General features: G+C 63.4%; 16 protein-coding genes and 1 tRNA gene. 7 read left to right on the top strand and 10 right to left on the bottom strand.

Annotated elements, in window-relative coordinates:
- Positions 1-126: 126 nt before the first annotated feature.
- A complete protein-coding gene (gene ftsY / locus AC07OO_RS11595; protein WP_495082259.1) occupies positions 127-1,236 on the bottom strand; it encodes a signal recognition particle-docking protein FtsY in 1,110 nt (369 codons plus the stop codon).
- A 29-nt stretch (positions 1,237-1,265) separates the two neighbouring features.
- Between ftsY and AC07OO_RS11590 the strand changes: the two genes are divergently transcribed.
- The 7 genes from AC07OO_RS11590 to AC07OO_RS11560 all read left to right on the top strand — a co-directional run bounded on the left by AC07OO_RS11590 (position 1,266) and on the right by AC07OO_RS11560 (position 8,623).
- Entirely contained in the window at positions 1,266-2,750 is a 1,485-nt protein-coding gene (locus tag AC07OO_RS11590; protein ID WP_495082258.1) for a M16 family metallopeptidase, read from the top strand.
- An 18-nt stretch (positions 2,751-2,768) separates the two neighbouring features.
- On the top strand, positions 2,769-4,103 hold the full coding sequence (locus tag AC07OO_RS11585; RefSeq protein ID WP_495082257.1) for a M16 family metallopeptidase: 1,335 nt from the start codon (positions 2,769-2,771) through the stop codon (positions 4,101-4,103).
- 176 nt (positions 4,104-4,279) lie between these two features.
- Positions 4,280-6,670: a putative bifunctional diguanylate cyclase/phosphodiesterase gene (locus AC07OO_RS11580; RefSeq protein ID WP_495082256.1), complete on the top strand. Its 2,391-nt coding sequence runs from the start codon at positions 4,280-4,282 to the stop codon at positions 6,668-6,670.
- Positions 6,667-7,353 carry a 16S rRNA (guanine(966)-N(2))-methyltransferase RsmD gene (rsmD, locus tag AC07OO_RS11575; RefSeq protein ID WP_495082255.1) on the top strand — a complete coding sequence of 229 codons (687 nt, stop codon included), beginning with the start codon at positions 6,667-6,669 and terminating at the stop codon, positions 7,351-7,353. The genes AC07OO_RS11580 and rsmD overlap by 4 nt, the downstream gene beginning before the upstream one ends.
- Before the next feature lie 42 nt (positions 7,354-7,395).
- Positions 7,396-7,890 carry a pantetheine-phosphate adenylyltransferase gene (gene coaD / locus AC07OO_RS11570; protein ID WP_495082254.1) on the top strand — a complete coding sequence of 165 codons (495 nt, stop codon included), beginning with the start codon at positions 7,396-7,398 and terminating at the stop codon, positions 7,888-7,890.
- A 22-nt stretch (positions 7,891-7,912) separates the two neighbouring features.
- On the top strand, positions 7,913-8,347 hold the full coding sequence (locus AC07OO_RS11565; RefSeq protein WP_495082253.1) for a universal stress protein: 435 nt from the start codon (positions 7,913-7,915) through the stop codon (positions 8,345-8,347).
- Positions 8,348-8,356: 9 nt separating this feature from the next.
- Complete coding sequence (locus AC07OO_RS11560; protein WP_495082252.1) at positions 8,357-8,623, top strand: YfhL family 4Fe-4S dicluster ferredoxin; 267 nt, start codon at positions 8,357-8,359, stop codon at positions 8,621-8,623.
- An 11-nt stretch (positions 8,624-8,634) separates the two neighbouring features.
- On the opposite strand, the gene AC07OO_RS11555 is transcribed toward AC07OO_RS11560, so the two are convergent.
- The 9 genes from AC07OO_RS11555 to AC07OO_RS11515 form a co-directional block, all read right to left on the bottom strand.
- Positions 8,635-9,879, bottom strand: a complete 1,245-nt coding sequence (locus AC07OO_RS11555; RefSeq protein ID WP_495082251.1) for an EAL domain-containing protein — start codon at positions 9,877-9,879, stop codon at positions 8,635-8,637.
- A 121-nt stretch (positions 9,880-10,000) separates the two neighbouring features.
- Positions 10,001-10,465: a hypothetical protein gene (locus tag AC07OO_RS11550; RefSeq protein ID WP_495082250.1), complete on the bottom strand. Its 465-nt coding sequence runs from the start codon at positions 10,463-10,465 to the stop codon at positions 10,001-10,003.
- The gene (gene pth / locus AC07OO_RS11545) at positions 10,462-11,121 is read right to left on the bottom strand and encodes an aminoacyl-tRNA hydrolase (RefSeq protein ID WP_495082249.1); all 660 of its coding nucleotides are present in this window, start codon (positions 11,119-11,121) and stop codon (positions 10,462-10,464) included. The genes AC07OO_RS11550 and pth overlap by 4 nt, the downstream gene beginning before the upstream one ends.
- A 132-nt stretch (positions 11,122-11,253) precedes the next feature.
- Positions 11,254-11,913, bottom strand: a complete 660-nt coding sequence (locus tag AC07OO_RS11540; RefSeq protein ID WP_495082248.1) for a 50S ribosomal protein L25/general stress protein Ctc — start codon at positions 11,911-11,913, stop codon at positions 11,254-11,256.
- Positions 11,914-12,011: 98 nt separating this feature from the next.
- Positions 12,012-12,989, bottom strand: coding sequence for a ribose-phosphate pyrophosphokinase (locus tag AC07OO_RS11535; RefSeq protein WP_495082247.1), 978 nt, complete (start codon positions 12,987-12,989; stop codon positions 12,012-12,014).
- Positions 12,990-13,066: 77 nt separating this feature from the next.
- Positions 13,067-13,143: transfer RNA gene (locus AC07OO_RS11530), tRNA-Gln, on the bottom strand.
- Between the two features lie 40 nt (positions 13,144-13,183).
- Positions 13,184-14,044, bottom strand: coding sequence for a 4-(cytidine 5'-diphospho)-2-C-methyl-D-erythritol kinase (gene ispE / locus AC07OO_RS11525; RefSeq protein WP_495082246.1), 861 nt, complete (start codon positions 14,042-14,044; stop codon positions 13,184-13,186).
- A gap of 34 nt (positions 14,045-14,078) precedes the next feature.
- Positions 14,079-14,456, bottom strand: a complete 378-nt coding sequence (locus AC07OO_RS11520) for a lipoprotein insertase outer membrane protein LolB (protein WP_495082245.1) — start codon at positions 14,454-14,456, stop codon at positions 14,079-14,081.
- A 137-nt stretch (positions 14,457-14,593) separates the two neighbouring features.
- Entirely contained in the window at positions 14,594-16,330 is a 1,737-nt protein-coding gene (locus AC07OO_RS11515) for a tetratricopeptide repeat protein (RefSeq protein ID WP_495082244.1), read from the bottom strand.
- Between the last annotated feature and the right edge of the window lie 19 nt (positions 16,331-16,349).

Here is a 16,349-nt window from a genome sequence, read left to right as displayed (position 1 = left end):
CTTTTTTATGTGCGAAGGATAGCCGCAATGTAGTGGGGGCTTTGTTGTGTGTCTGTCGGGTAGCGGACTTTTCTCCGACAGCGGGCTTGTTGCCGGAGACCGCGCCCGGCAAGGTGCAGGAAGGGGTTAACCCAGCAACGCCTGCGCAAACTCCCGCGCGTTGAAGGTTTCCAGCTCTTCCAGCTTCTCCCCCACACCAATGAAGTACACCGGCACCGGCCGCTCGCGCGCAATGGCCGCGATGACGCCGCCCTTGGCCGTGCCATCCAACTTGGTGATGATCAAGCCGGTGAGTTGCAGCGCATCGTCAAAGGCCCGCACCTGGGTCAGCGCGTTCTGGCCCGTGTTGCCGTCGATGACCAGCAAGACTTCATGCGGCGCCGTGCCATCGGCCTTTTGAATGACGCGCTTGATCTTCTTCAGCTCTTCCATCAAATGCAGTTGGGTCGGCAGGCGACCGGCCGTGTCGATCAGCACCACATCCTTGCCGCGGGCCTTGCCGGCGCTGACGGCGTCAAAGCTTACGGCGGCAGGGTCGCCACCCTCTTGGCTGACGATCTCCACCAGGTTGCGGTCGGCCCACACGCCCAACTGTTCGCGCGCCGCGGCACGGAAGGTGTCGGCCGCGGCCAGCAGCACGGTTTCCTGGTGGTCGCATAGGTGCTTGGTCAGCTTGCCGATGGAGGTGGTCTTGCCCGCGCCGTTGACACCCGCCACCATGATGACCGTGGGTTTGTGCTCGCCAATGACCAGCGGCTTTTGCAGCGGCTGCAGCAGGTCGGTCAGCGTGGCGATCAGGATGTTCTTCAGCGCGATGGGGTGGGTCACGCCGCTGTCGTTGACCTTGCGGCGCAGCTCTTTGATCAGGAATTCGGTGGCTGGCACACCGGCGTCGGCCATCAGCAGGGCGTCTTCCAGTCGTTCGTACAGAGCGTCATCGATCAGCGATCCGCCAAACACCGTGGAGATGCTGCCGGCCGTCTTGCCCAGGCTGGCCTTGAGCTTGTCTACCCACTTTTGCCGCTCGGGTGGCGGCGCGCTGGGGTCGGGAATGTCGATGGGGATGACCAGCGCGCTGCCGATCATCGAGCCGCCACCGCTGGGTGGGGCGGTAAAGCTGGGGCGGGGGCTGGGCCCGGGCGCTGTGGGGGCTGCGACCGGGGCTGGCGCCGCGGTGTCCACTACGGGAGGGGCGACCGGGGGAGCAGGGGGCTTCTTTTTGAAAAAACTGAACATGGGCTGGGTTCTTAGAATGGCTCCATTCTATGAAACACCTCTTTTTACGCCTTCCCCTGCTGCTGGCTATGGGGATTGCTTGCGCTGCCCCCGGCTTTGCGGCGACCCCGGCCGCCGGTGAGCAGACTGCTCCATCTACAGCGCTACAAGCCTCTGCTTCCGTTGCCGTGCGGCAATTCACGCTGCGCAATGGCATGACCTTGATCGTCAAGCCCGACCACCGCGCCCCCACGGCCGTCAACATGGTCTGGGTGCGGGTGGGCTCCATGGACGAGGTGGATGGCACCACCGGCGTGGCCCATGTGTTGGAGCACCTGCTGTTCAAGGGAACGCCCACCGTGCCCGAAGGTGAGTTTTCGAAAAAGGTAGCGGCACTGGGCGGTGTGGAGAACGCCTTCACCAGCAAGGACTACACGGGCTTCTACCAGCAGATCCCCGCCAATCGCCTGCAGGAGATGATGGGCCTGGAGGCTGACCGCTTTGCCAACACCCAGTGGAGCGAGACCGCCTTTGCCAAGGAACTGGAGGTGGTCAAGGAAGAGCGCCGCATGCGCACAGAGGACGAGCCCCACGCACGCCTGGAAGAAGCCCTGGACGCCACCATCTTCATGGCCCACCCTTACCGCCGCCCCACGGTCGGCTGGATGAGCGACCTGGACGCAATGACCGCCGACGATGCCCGCGCCTTCTACCAGCGCTGGTACACGCCGGCCAATGCCGTGGTGGTGGTCGCCGGCGATGTGGATGCGGACCAGGTCCGTGCCTGGGCTGAAGAGACCTATGGCAGCATCCCCCAGCGCCCCGTGCCCAGCCGCAAGCCGCGCGAGGAGCCCGCCCAGGCCGGCATGCGCCGCCTGGATTACAAGGCCCCGGCCGAGCAGGCCTATGTGGCCCTGGCCTTCAAGGTGCCCAGTCTGAGCCCCGCAGCCTTGGCCGCCCATGCCAATGCCAGCGCCGATGCTGGCGCCAGTGCTACCGATGCCGACGCCCTGGCCTTGACCGTGCTGGCGGCCTTGCTGTCGGGCTACGACGGCGCCCGCCTGGAGCGCGCGCTGACCCAGGCCCAAGGCCATGTGGCCGATAACGCCGGCGCCAGCTACGGCCTGGCCGGGCGTGGCCCCCAGTTGTTCACTGTGTACGGCGTGCCATCGCCTGGCAAGACCAGCGCCCAGGTGGAGCGGGCCCTGCGTACCGAGCTGGCCCGCGTGGCGCGCGAGGGTGTCAACGCCGCAGAGTTGCGCCGGGTTAAAGTGCAGTGGATGGCCAGCGAGGTCTACAAGCGCGACAGCGTCTTCAACCAGGCTCAATCGCTGGGCCAAAACTGGATCCATGGCTTTGGCTTGGATGCCGACGAGCGCTTGATCGCCCGTCTGCGCACCGTCACCGCCGCCCAGGTGCAGGCCGTGGCCGCGCGCTATTTCGGCGACGACGGGTTGACCGTGGCCACGCTGCTGCCCCAGCCCGTGGACAAAAACCGCGCACCGCGCCAACCGGTGGCTGGCTCACACCACTAACCAGATTTCAGGTTTGCTATGAATAAAAGAGCGCTATGCGCATGGTTGACGGGGGCTGGTGGCCTGTTTTTCTCAAGCCTTGCTGGCGCAGGCATACCCATCGCGCACTGGACGCAAGCCTCGGGCGCGCAGGTCTTTCTGGTGCAGAGCCCGGCCATCCCCATGGTCGATGTGCGCCTGGAGTTCGACGCCGGCAGCCGCCGCGACCCGCCGGGCAAGGCCGGTCTGGCCAGCCTGATGGCGGGCTCTTTGTCCGACGGCGTGAGGGCCGGTGGGCGCGGCGAACCGGCCCTGGATGAAAACGGTCTGGGCGAGGCCTGGGCCGATCTGGGGGCGGCGTTCTCAGCCGGCGCAGGCTCGGATCGCCTCAGCGTCTCGCTGCGATCGCTCACCGACCCCGAACTGCTAGCCAAGGCCGTGGCCCTGGCGGCCCGCCAGCTGGCGCAGCCCGCCTTTCCACCGGCTATCTGGCAGCGCGACCGTCTGAAGTGGATCGCGGCCCTGCGCGAGGCCGACACCCGCCCCGCCACCCAGGCGGCCCGCGCCTTCAACCGTGCCGTGTACCGCGACCACCCCTATGGCGCGGAGATGACGGAAGCATCGCTGAAGCGCATCACCGTGCAGGACATGGCGGCCCTGCACGCCCGCATGCTGCGGCCCTGCTATGCCAAGGTCAGCGTGGTAGGCGCGCTGGACCAGGCCCAGACCGATGCACTGGTGACCCAACTGCTGGCTCGCTTGCCGGCCGGCAACTGCCCGGCGCTGCCTGCCGTGCCCGAGGTGCAAGCCCTGTCCGCCGCGCAAGAGAAGGCCGTGGCCTTTGCGTCCGCCCAGGCCCACGTGCTGCTGGGCCAGCCCGGCTACGCGCGCAAGGACCCCGACCACTTTGCACTGCTGGTGGGCAACCATATTCTGGGCGCCGGGGGCTTCACATCCCGCCTGACCCAGGCCGTGCGCGAGCAGCGGGGCCTGAGCTACAGCGTGGACAGCCAATTCGCGCCGGGCCTGCATGCCGGTGCCTTCGCCATCAGCCTGCAGACCCGGCCCGACCAGGCCAAGGAGGCCCTGCAAGTGGCCCGCGAGGTACTGGCGGCGTTCGTGCAGGACGGCCCGACTGAGGCCGAGCTGCAGGCCGCCAAGGACCATCTGATTGGCGGCTTCCCGCTGCTGCTGGATGGCAACCAGAAGTTGTTGGAAAACGTGGCCGGCATCGCCTGGAACGGTTTGCCGCTGGACTACTTAGACACCTGGACCCAGCAGGTGCAGCGCCTGAGCACCGCCGATATCCGAGCCGCTTTTGCACGCAAGTTACAGCCGGAGCGGATGGTGACTGTGGTGCTGGGTGGGAAATAGCCCCCACGGTCGCTCACTGTGTGTAGCTCCCTGCCCCCGAGGGGGCAGCCTTTCCCCTTGGGGCGGCCCGGCGGTGAAACTTCCGCTCTGCAGTAGGGGTAATCCCGCCCGTTTGAGTCGGTATAAGCGCCCGGGCAAGTTGCACAATGTGACAAACGCCCAAGGGTTTTGCTTCGATGCATTTTGTCCTGATCATCAACGCTGCCGTCAGCCTCATCATGGGGTGCGCGCTGGTGCTGGTGTGGCGCCGCGATCCCACGCAGGGCTTTACCCGCTACATAGGCTGGGCCAACCTGGTGCAGCTTCTGGTGCCGTTGACCTACTGGGTCAAGGTGCATATGGGGGACGCCGGGGAGACGCTGGGCAACTTCGCGCTGGCCGTTGTGGCGGGCGGCTATTCCACGTTGCTGCTGCTGGGCACGGCACAGCTGGCCGGCCGCACCCTGCCACCCAAGTCCATGTGGGTGAGTGTGGTGGTGCTGTCCGCGATCAACGCTGCGGCTGTATTCTGGGGCGGACCGCGGGTCGGGCAGGCCAGCATGGGAACCATTAACACGGCATTGGGCGTTGTCTGCTGCTACTGGCTGTGGAACGCGGGCCATGCCTTGCTCTCACGTTCACCGTCTGCGCCCGGCGCTCTGCTCCCCGGGACCGCTGTCAGTAGTCGTTACAACTCTGAAAAGATGGTCGGGCCACTGCTCGTGCTCCTGGGGCTGATCCAGTTCATCTATGTGGCCTACCAGGACGCCGGGACCGAACTGCTGGCCACGCTGGGTGCCCTGCTGCGCACCATGCTGGGCCTGGTGCTGTTGTACGCGGCGCTGGACCGCAGCGCGCTGGCGGCCCGCAAGCTGCAAAACCGCTTCGAGCGGCTGGCCGAACGTTCGCACCAGGGCATCATGATCAGCCTGGGCGATGCCAGCATCGTCTACGCCAACCCGGCGGTGTTTGCGATCTACGGGGTCGCCAACTTGACGGAGCTGCGGGTGGCTACCGTGGCCCGCACCATACCCAAGCCCGAACGCAAGCGGGTCGGCGAAATACTGACCAATATCCAAAATGGCTTGTTGGAAGGCGCCAGCTACGAGGCGCTGCGCCACCGCGCCGATGGCACGCCCATGTGGCTCAGCTTTCACTACTTTCCGACCGAGTGGGACGGTGCCCCGGCCGTGCAGGTGCTGATCGCCGACGATACCCGGCGCCACGAAGCCACGCAGGCCCTGATCCACCAGGCGCTGCACGACGAACTGACCGGCCTGCCCAATCGCACCGCGCTGATCGAAAGCCTGCGCCAGCGCTGCATGCCGCAGGAGCCGCTGCAGCGCTTTGTGCTGGTGCTGATGAATATTGATCGCTTCAAATTGTTCAACGAAGCCCACGGCCATTCCATGGGCGACGATGTACTGCGCACCATGGGTCAGGCGCTGCGGGCCACGATGGGTGCGGACTGCGAAGTCATGCACCTGGCCGGCGACGAGTTTGCGCTGGTGTCGGCCTCCGACGGCAATGGGGATACGGCGGCGGACATGGTCTCCCGCGTGCGGCAGTTGCTGGCCAAGCCGCTGTTGGTGGCGGGTCAGGAGTTTTTTCTGGATGCATCGCTGGGCATTGCGCTGTACCCCAACAGCGCGCGCGATGCGGATTCGTTGTTGCGCGCGGCCAATGCGGCCATGCATGTGGCCAAGCGCACGCCGGGCACCTCGCATGTGTTGGCCGAAAAGGCGTTTGAGCGGGGCTCAAGCAATGCCCTGGAGCAGGAGCAAGCGCTGCGGGCCGGCATTGAGCGATCGGAGTTCCACTTGGTCTACCAGCCCAAGGTCGATGCCCGTACCGGCCGCCTGACCAGCCTGGAGGCACTGGCACGCTGGAACCGGCCCACAGTGGGTAACGTTAACCCCATGGAGTTCATTGGTGCGGCCGAACGCACCGGCCTCATTGGTGCGCTGGGTACGGCTCTGTTGAAGCAGGCCTGCCAGCAGATCGCGCAGTGGCAGTCCCAGTTCAGCCAGTGCGTACCGGTGGCGGTCAATGTGTCGCCGCTGCAGATGCTGGACCCACGCTTTCCACAACTGGTGGCGAATACCCTGCAGTCCTGCGGTGTGGAGCCGCAGTGGCTGACGTTGGAGATCACCGAAAGCTCCGCCGTGCAAAACCTGGACCAGACCACGGCCCAGGTGCAGCAACTGCGGGCCATGGGCGTGCATGTGGCCATGGACGATTTCGGCACGGGCTTCTCGTCGCTGAACATGCTGCGCAGCCTGCGCCTGCACACGGTCAAGATTGACCGGGGCTTGATTGACCCGTTGCCGTCGCCCGATGCCGTGGCCGTGGTGCGTGCCATTTGCCAGCTCGCCGAGGCGCTGCACCTGCATGTGGTCGCCGAAGGCGTGGAGACACTGGCCCAGGCGGCCACCGCGCGGGATGCGGGGTGCGGCGAGCTGCAAGGCTATTTGTATTCCAAGCCCCTGCAGCCGGATGACGTGGAAGCGTGGTTGCGTCGGTTGGCGGCGGATGTCGACGCCGATACCGTGGTGTTGCCCCTGCAGTCCGTTAAGCTTGGGACATGAAGAAACCCAGCAAGTCTCCCTCCAAAAACACCAACAGCTCCGCCAAGCCAACGGGCAAACCCGTACGCACCCCGGTGCACAAACGTCCCGCTGGCGAGATTCGCCTCATTGGCGGGCACTGGAAACGCATCAAGCTCAAGGTGGCTGATACCCCCGGTCTGCGCCCCACGCCAGACCGCGTGCGCGAGACCTTGTTCAACTGGCTGGGCCAAGATCTCCACGGCCTGCGCTGCATAGATGCCTTTGCCGGCACCGGTGCGTTGGGCTTTGAGGCCGCCTCGCGCGGCGCGGCCGAGGTGCTGCTGGTGGAGCACGATGGCGCGCTGGTGGCCCAGTTGCAGCGCGTGCAGACCCAGTTGCTGGCGCTGGAGTTACCGGAACCCGCCGCACCGCAAAAGCTGCAGATCGTGCGGGGAGAGGGTGTGGCGGCGCTGCGCCAACTGGCGCCTGCCAGTTACCACGTGATCTTTCTGGACCCCCCGTTTGATGGCGGTTTCTATGAGGCGGCGCTGACCGCCGCCGCCCGCGCGCTAGCCACGAATGGCACCATCTACCTGGAGGCCCCCACGGTCTGGACCGATGCCATGCTGGAGCCCATGGGCCTGGTGGTGCATCGCCACCTGAAGGCTGGTGCCGTGCACGCCCATGTGCTGCGGGCCGCGGCCGCAGTCAGCGCTGCATAATCGGGGCTATAGCTGGGCCAGCCTGCCCCGGAGCCTTCCCTGATGCCAAACCCCGTGATTGCCGTCTACCCCGGCACCTTTGACCCCATTACGCTGGGCCACCAAGATCTGATTCGGCGTGCCGCCAGCCTGTTTGGCACGGTCATCGTGGCCGTGGCCGCGGCCCACCACAAGAAGACCCTGTTCAGCCTCGAAGAGCGCCTGGACACCGTGCGCGAGGTGATGCGGGCCTACCCCAATGTGCGCGTAGAGTCCTTCACCGGCCTGGTGCGCGACTTCGCGGTGGACCATGGCGCCAAGGCCATGCTGCGCGGCGTGCGTTCGGTGACCGACTTTGATTTTGAGAACCAACTGGCCGGCATGAACCGCGCCTTAGCCCCTGATGTGGAGACGGTGTTTCTGACGCCGGACGCGCGCTACCAGCACATTTCCAGTACGCTGGTGCGGGAGATTGCCACGCTCAAGGGTGAGGTGGCGCAGTTTGTAGACCCCACTGTGCATGCCCGCTTGCTGCAAAAGCTGAAGCCCACACCCTGATCCACCATTGCCAAGGAACACCATGAAAATCCTGCTGCCTGTAGATGGTTCGGAGCTGTCGCTGGAAGCGGTGCGCTTTGCGATCCGCATGGTGCTGGCCGGCCTGCGCGCCGACGTGGTGCTGGCCAATGTGCAAGAACCAGCGTCGCTGTACGAGCTGCTGGTGGCCCATGACCCCGAGGTCATCAACCGCGTGGCCGAGGAGGCCGGGCAGCACACGCTGGAATCTGCCAGAGAGCTGCTGAACGCGGCCGGTATTGCCTACGAGTGCGAAGTGGCCAAGGGCGACCCGGCCCACACGATCATCGATATCTCCGAGCGCTTTGCCTGCGACCTGATCGTCATGGGCGCGCGGGGCCAGAGCGCACTGCGCAGCGCGATGTTGGGCTCGGTGTCCAACGAGGTGCTGCATGCCAGTGCCATCCCCGTGGTCATTGCCAAACCGGACGAGGTCTGAAGACACACCATGGCCTTGCTCATTACCGACGAGTGCATCAACTGCGACGTCTGCGAACCCGAATGCCCCAACGACGCCATCTACATGGGCGTGGAGATCTACGAGATCGACCCCCACAAATGCACCGAGTGCGTGGGCCATTTTGACGAGCCGCAGTGCGTGCAGGTCTGCCCGGTGTCGTGCATACCGGTCAACCCGGCGTTTGTGGAAGACAAAGAGACGCTGTGGCAGAAGTACCGGCGTTTACAACAGGCGGCGGCTGACACTAAGGCCTAGGTGCGTGGTGGCTAATTTGCCACGTACGCGGCTTGAGCAGCTTGGTGCTTCACGGCCCATGCCGCCATCTGCTCCTTGGGCATAGGTTTGCCGTAGTGGTAGCCCTGGGCATGGCTGCAACCCAGGTCGCGTAGCCGCGCACCGATCTGTGCGTCCTCAATGCCCTCGGCAATGGTGCTCAAACCAATGGAGCGCGCCAATTCCAGCGCAGCCTTGATGATGTGCAGGCTGCGTTCGGACTGGTTCACCTGTTGCACAAAGGTCTTGTCGATCTTCAGGCAGGTGAAGGGCAGGGCCTGCAGGTAGTCCAAGCCAGCATAACCGGTGCCAAAGTCGTCCAGCGCGATGCCAATGCCCAATGCGCGCAGGCGGTGCAAGGAGGCTGCTACGTCCGACATGTTCTGGATGATGATGGTTTCCGTCAGCTCGATGCGCAGCTCTTCGGGTGCCATGCCGTGCTGGTCCAGGCAGGCTTGGACCGCGGCCACAATATCGCCGCCACCGAGTTCCGGGGCGGAGAGGTTGATGCTCATGAAGGGCTTGTGCCGGGCGTTGGCTACGCAGAAGGGCCGCAGCTCGGCCCAGTCGGCAACCGAGCGTTGCAGTACCCACTGGCCTATGCGGTGGATCAAGCCGGTCTTCTCCGCCAGCGGGATGAATTCGGCTGGGCTGATCAAACCCAAACTGGGGTGGTGCCAGCGTATCAAGGCCTCAAAGCCCACCACCGTCAATTGGTCGAAGGCGATCAGCGGCTGGTAGAACAGTTCGAGTTGCTGGCGGTCGATGGCGTCGGACAGGTCTTGCGCCAGCGATAGCGTGCGTACGGCGGCCTTGTGCAGATCGACCGCGTTGCTGGCGACCTGTGGGGCACCGGCGGCGTCGGATGCCGCCTGGCGTTGTTGCAGGCCTGCGGCATCGTGGGTGCTGCGAAAACGGGTCAGCAGCAGGTGCATCAGGTATTGGATGACCGAGTCCGAGCGCAGCAGAAGCTCTTCCACATGGCTGCGGTCTATGCGTATCAGGCGGGTGGGGACCAGGGCGCGGACCGAGGCGGTGCGGGGCTGGCGGTCCAGCAGCGCGACCTCGCCAAACATCGCGCCCTCTGTCAATATGGCAATGCGCCTTTGCTCGGGGCCTATGCCGGTCAGGACTTCGACACAGCCTTCTTCAATGACGTAGGCAGAGTCTCCAGGATCACCCCACTGGAAAACCAGTTCTTGGCCGTCGAATACTTCCCTGTCAAATGCGTCTGTCATGGATGGACCCAGGTCGTGCGGTGTGCCAAAGCCCACTATAAACCAAGCATTGCGTGCTGTGTCGATCCTGTGCTGGTGCTACCCAGCCCTTGGCGCGAGCTTATCTCAGGCACCGCGGGCACTATTTGGCGGGCTTGACTGGGGCTTTAGGGGTGGCGGCTGGGCCCTGTGCGGTGAAGGAGTCCGGCTCTTTCTGCTTTTTCTTGCCCGTCTTCTTCTTTTTGGCCTTGCTATTGGCGGCCGCAGGGTCTCCACCGTTGGCCTGGCTGGCTGCAGCCTTGGGCTTGCTGGCCGCTTTTTTGGCTTCTGCCGCCGCGAGTTTGGCCTGCGCGGCACGTTGCCGAGCCTCCTCTGCCAGGCGGGCCTTTTCCATGGCATTGGCAGTGGCCGTGTCGCGCCGGGTGTTGGCATCGGCCGCCGCCTTTTGGGCGGGCGTGCGGCTGTCGTCTACGTCAACCTTGACGGCCTCCGGACAGGGTTTTTGGCTGTAGCTGCTACCGCATCGATAGACATCTTCGGCGTTAGCCCTCGTCGTTGTTATGCAGGACGCTACCAAAATCATAGTGACCAAGAGGATGTTCTTCATGGTGCGGTGTTGCCGTTGGTTTGGGGGGCGGGTGCCGGTGCTATGGTCGTCTGGGCTGGCGGAGCAGGCGTATGGGCCCGGGGTGGCTTGTGGGTGTGTACCAGCAGCGTGGCTTTTTCCATGTCACCAGCCAGCAAGGCGGGCAGGGCCTTCAGCGAGCGGTCTATGCACTGGTCAATCGCGATGCGGTGGTCGAGCGAGGGCTTCTTCAGTACCCAGTTGGCGACTTCGGACTTGTCGCCTGGATGGCCTACGCCCAGCCGAAGGCGCCAGTAGTCGCCGCTGCCCAGTTGGGCATGGATATCGCGCAGGCCATTGTGCCCTGCATGGCCACCGCCAAATTTCAGTTTCACGTTGCCCGGGGTGATATCGAGTTCATCGTGCGCCACCAGAATCTCGTTGGGCGCAATTTTGAAGAAGCGGGCCAGGCTGCCCACCGAGCGGCCCGACAGGTTCATGAAGGTCTGCGGTTGCATCAACCAGACCGTCTGGCCATGCAAGGTGGTGCGTGCGACCAGGGCCTGGTAGCCCTTGTCCATGTTCAGCGTCACCTTCAACTCACGGGCCAGCGTGTCTATCCACCAAAAGCCGGCGTTGTGGCGGGTGGCTTCGTATTCAGGGCCTGGGTTACCCAGGCCGACAAACAGTTTGATCATGGAGCGTGGCGAGAAGGTGGTGCCTGGGATGGTAGGGCAAATTCGCGTGCGTTCCAAACGACAACGGCCCACCGAAGTGGGCCGTCGACAACACGGCTTGCGCCGTGCGAATCGCATCGCGTAAGCGGTGGATTACTTCTTGGCTGCGGGCTTGGCAGCGGGAGCGGCCTTGCCACCCTTGGCTGCGGGTGCGGCAGCAGCAGCTTCAGCGGTGGCTTCGGCAGAAGCTTCGGCAGCGGAAGTGACCACAGACACCAGCACGGGGTTTTCGCGACCCTTGACGACAGCCTTCAAGCCTGCGGGCAACTTCAGGTCGCTCAGGTGGAAGGAGGTGCCCTTCTTCAGACCGGTCAGGTCCACTTCGATGAACTCGGGCAGATCCTTGGGCAGGCAGGAGATGTCGATTTCGTTCAGCACGTGGTTGATCAGGCAGTGGTCGATCTTGAAGGCGGAAGATTCTTCCTGGCCCTTGAAGTGCAACGGCACCTTGGTGTGCATCTTGGTGTTGGCATCGACGCGTTGGAAGTCGATGTGCAGGATCAATTGCTTGTAGGGGTGCATTTGCACGTCACGCAGCAAAACCTTGCTTTCCTTGCCAGCCAGTTCCATGTCCAGCACGGATGCGTGGAAGGCTTCCTTCTTGATGGCGTGCCACAGTGCGTTGTGGTCCAGTTCGATCAACAGGGGCTCACCGGCTCCACCGTAGACGATACCGGGTGTGCGACCCGTATTGCGGAGACGGCGGCTCGCACCCGTGCCCTGCTTGGCGCGCTCAAAAGCGACAAATTTCATAACTTACTCCTAAAGGAATCCACCGCGACCAGTGGGCTCCGGTTTAACAAAAGCGCTGAATCGCTGCCCTATGCAGCGGCGCTTGCTTTTTGCCTGGACTAGAACAGGTTTTCTTGGTCCGAGAACAAACTCATGACCGACTCACCCTTGGCAATGCGCTGAATCGTTTCAGCGATCAGCGGTGCCACGGTGAGTTGGCGAATCTTTTGGCATTGCCGTGCGGCATCGCTCAAAGGAATGGTATTGGTCACCACCACTTCGTCGAGTGCGCCACCGTTGGCGATGCGCTCAATGGCGGGGCCTGAAAAAATGGGGTGCGTGCAATAGGCATACACCTTCTTGGCGCCGCGCTCCTTGAGCACTTCGGCGGCCTTGACCAGCGTGCCGGCCGTGTCAATCATGTCGTCCATGATGACGCAATTGCGGCCGTCGATCTCGCCGATGACATGCATCACTTCAGACACATTGGCCTTGGGACGGCGCTTGTCGATGATGGCCAGGTCGCAACCCAGTTGCTTGGCCAGCGCACGGGCACGCACCACACCACCCACATCGGGCGAGACCACGATCAGGTCTTCGTACTTCTTCTGGCGCACATCGCCCAGCAGCACCGGGGACGCATAAATATTGTCCACCGGGATATCGAAGAAGCCCTGGATCTGGTCTGCATGCAAATCCATGGTCAGCACGCGGGACACGCCAGCGGCTTGCAACATATTGGCCACCACCTTGGCCGTGATCGGCACGCGGGTGGAGCGGGGGCGGCGGTCTTGCCGCGCATAGCCAAAATACGGAATCACCGCGCTGATGCGCTCGGCCGATGCGCGTTTCAGCGCATCTACCATGATCAGCAACTCCATCAGGTTGTCATTGGTCGGCGCGCAGGTGCTTTGCACCACAAACACATCACGAGCCCGCACGTTCTGGCTGATCTCTACCGTCACCTCGCCATCGGAGAAGCGACCGACCGTTGCCGCACCCAGCGAAATACCCAGATGGCGGGCGATGTCTGCAGCCATGCCAGGATTGGCATTGCCGGTGAAAACCATGAAATCTGGGGGTGGTGAGGCCTGCATAGGATTCCAGCGATTGAGGTTAGGGTGTGTCTGTACGTTGCGCGCGCTGTGGTCGGGTCAGTCCCGGACAACAGATTTGGCAGGGGAAGAAGGATTCGAACCTTCGCATGCTGGAATCAAAATCCAGTGCCTTAACCAACTTGGCGACTCCCCTACACAGGTTGGCAGCTAAACGCTACCCACCGTAAAACCGTCTATAACCCATCGCTGGACGCCCAACCCACCAGAGGATGAACATCCATATTGCTGCACAGCTTCACTTGCAACGCGTCCGGCGCGCTACCTTCATCTATGCCATGCAGCACTTGCGCAAACACCGCACTTCCAGAGCCTGTCATCCGACCACTGAGACCCTGCGATTCCAGCCATTCTAGGGCTTGATTCACACCAGGGCACAGCTTCTGGGCAACAGCTTGCAAGTCATTTCGACCGTATTTGAAAATACGCTCTGCCGTGTTTGCAGCGAAGCCTGAAATTATAGCAGTTTCAGAATCGCGCTTCAACATCGGGTCAGAAAAAATTAACTGTGTTGGCAATCCGGCATCGGGTTTGACTACGACAAAGCGTGCGCTGGGCAATTCCAGCGGCGTGATTTTCTCGCCGATCCCTTCGACCCAGGCATGCTTGCCGCACAGAAAGAAAGGCACATCGGCGCCCAGCGCCAGCCCGATCTGCGACAGGGCCTGTACGCTGAGGTTGAGTCCCCACAGGCGGTTGAGCGCGAGCAGCGTGGAGGCTGCGTCGGACGAGCCACCGCCCATGCCGGCTTGCGCAGGGACTGACTTTGCAATGCCAATGTGCGCGCCCAGTTTGCAGCCCGTGGCTTGCTGCAAGGCCTTGGCGGCACGCACGGCCAAGTCATCCGCCGGCAGAGCCCAGGTCAAGTCTTCACGGCTGATCTGGCCATCGGTGCGGATGTCGAGGTGCAGCGTATCGCACCAGTCGATCAGCATGAACACGGACTGCAGCAGGTGGTAACCATCGGCGCGGCGGCCGGTGATGTGCAAGAACAGATTGAGTTTGGCGGGGGCGGGAATGTCGTAGAGCGACTGCATGCGGCGATTATCCGAGGCTATTGAGCCTTGTGGCTCAGCGCTCCAGGATGATTTTCAGATCGGCCGGAACGTCGGGTGGCAGGCGCTGGGCACTGAGGCGGCCATTGGTGGTCAGCTCATGCAGATCCACCTGCCAACCAGGTGTTGGCGGCTCATCCCCCTTCAGCCAGGCGAACATGCTGCCGATGGGCAGCGTGGCGCCGGTGGTATGCAATGTCAGGGCCTCCAAAGATTCAAAGCGCTGCGGCTCGCCATTGGTTTGCAACTGTGCACCGGTGCCGTCCCACTGCAGGCGTGCGGCAGTGCTGCCCAGCGGCGTGAAGAACGACAGCGTGCCAGCCTGGGCACTGCCTTGCAGTTCAAAGTCGGCGGTGAACGCCTGGGCTGGCGTGCTGTGCACCTTCAGTGCCAAGCGCCCTTGCCAGTAGGCATCGCTTGGGATATTTGGGTCTCTAGCCCTCGTGGAATGTGCGCATCCCGCTATAAAAATGGTAGCTGCAAGCAGGGCGAACAGTCCCCACAGGCGCAGGCAGGAGCGGTGCAAGCTGTTCACGGCTTGCCACGCAGGCGCCGCATGGTCTCGCGCAAGGTCTCGTTTTGCGGGTTCAGTCCCACGCCTTCCTGCCAGATGGCGGTGGCCTGGTCCAACTGGCCCATGCTCCACAGCACCTCACCCAGGTGGGCGGCGATTTCTGCGTCGGGCCGCGCCTGGAAGGCATTGCGCAGCAGGCGTATGGCTTCGGCCGAATTGCCGGAGCGGAACTCCACCCAGGCCAGGCTGTCCATGATGAAGGGGTCATCGGGCGCAAAGGCCAGCGCCTGGGTGATCAGTTGGCGCGCTTCCGGCAGGCGGATGTTGCGATCGGCCAGCGAGTAGCCCAGTGCGTTGTAGGCGTGGTGGTAGTCGGGTTTGGCCTGTATGACCTGGCGCAACAGTTTTTCCATCTCGTCGGGCTTGCCCAGCTTCTCGGCCATCATGGCCAGGTCGTAGACCAGTTCTGTGTCATTGGGGTAGCGGGCCATGCCCTCTTGCAACAGCTGGTGGGCCGCGACATAGTTGTGGCTGTCGCGCAGCAGTTGCACTTCTGCATTGAGCTTGTCCAGGGCGTCGCTGGCCTGCAATTCCGGCACTTCGCGGATGGCGGCGCGGGCCTCTTCGAGCTTGCCTTGGCGGGCGAGGATGGATGCGTGGCGCTTTTGCACCCGCAGGGCGTCTTTGGGGCTGACGATGCGGTCCAGGTAGGCCTTGGCCTCTTCCAGTCGTTGGCTTTGTTCGGCTACCTGGGACAGCAGCAAATAGGCCTGCACCAGGCCACGCCCCATGGTGGCGTTCTGGCTGGCATCGGTGGGCGTTGAGTTCAGCGACACATAGGTGTTCAGCGATGTCTCGGCCAGGGCAAGCTTGCCATCCTGCAATTCCAGGGAGCCGCGCAACAGCCAGGCATCAGCGTAGTCGGGCTTCTCTTGGGTGATCAGTTCCAACTGGGTATAGGTTTCGGCATAGCGCTGGGCATTGATCAGGCTGCGTGCGTAGGCCATGCGCACATCCGGCGTGGGCTTGCTGGCCAGGTACTTGCGCACCATGGCTTCGGCTTCCGGCGTCTTGGGGCTGATCAAGGCGATGGCCAGTTGCAGCACGTCTTCCGACTCAGGGTCCAAGGCCATGCCGCGGCGGGCGGCTTCCAGCGCCCCATCCGTATCCTCGGCCTGCAGCCGCATGGTGCCTATCGTGGCCCAGGCGGCAGCGCCGGTGTTGCGGTTCAGCGTGTCGGCCAGCAAGACTTTTTCCACTACCGTGGTTGCCAATTTCTTGTCGCTGACGCGAGCAAAGTAGCGGGGCAAGATGGGAATGACCTGGGCCCGCTCGGCGGCCGTCAGGCTCGCCAACTCGCGCTTCAAGGGCTCCTGGGTTTCGGCGACACGGTTCATGCCCAGCAATAGCTGGAATTGGTAGCGGTTGGCTTCGCGGGAAGAGGGCTGGGCCCGTGCCCAGGTCTGCGCGGCCTCCAGGGCCGCTTCGCCATTGCGCGACTGGTAGGCCATTTCAATGGCGCGCTCGTACAGGCGCGGCGAATTGCTCTTGCGCGCGGCATTGAGCATCAGCCCATAGGCGGCCGTACGGTCCCCCGAAACAGACTGCAGTTCACTGACCAGCAGCTCAAAGAACAGCTCGCCATCCAGATTGGAGTTGCTAGGCCCCTCGCCCTTGGGCGGCTCGGCCCAGGCGGGGCCGCACACGCAGGCTGCTGCCAGGGCCAAGGCGAAAAGACGGTAAATGCGTGACATCAGACCATAATAATCCAAC

Source organism: Rhodoferax sp. GW821-FHT07G04 (assembly GCF_059418585.1).
Note: the sequence above shows the minus strand (reverse complement) of the source record. Positions and strands in the feature narration are given on the sequence as shown.